The organism is Burkholderia sp. SIMBA_062 (assembly GCF_046534765.1).
Taxonomy (GTDB): Bacteria; Pseudomonadota; Gammaproteobacteria; order Burkholderiales; family Burkholderiaceae; genus Burkholderia; species Burkholderia ambifaria.
The window spans coordinates 1-241 of record NZ_JAWRYD010000558.1 but is presented as its reverse complement, the minus strand read 5'-3'; the positions used below and the strand labels follow the sequence as shown (position 1 = coordinate 241).

Annotated in this window: 1 pseudogene; it reads left to right on the top strand. The window is 58.1% G+C overall.

What is annotated here, in order from left to right:
• Positions 1-77: 77 nt before the first annotated feature.
• Positions 78-241: pseudogene (locus tag SB786_RS37445) on the top strand (electron transfer flavoprotein subunit beta/FixA family protein); the annotation flags it as partial.

Here is a 241-nt window from a genome sequence, read left to right as displayed (position 1 = left end):
CTCGCTGAGCGCGCGGCAGACATGATCCGTTCGCCAATGGCGGCGCACGCGTCGTCGACGTATTCGAAGGAGACGGTATGAAAATCCTGGTGCCAGTCAAGCGAGTGGTCGATTACAACGTGAAGGTCCGAGTCAAGTCGGACGGCACGGGCGTCGACATTGCGAACGTGAAGATGTCGATGAATCCGTTCGACGAAATCGCGGTTGAAGAAGCCGTGCGTCTGAAAGAAGCCGGTGTGGC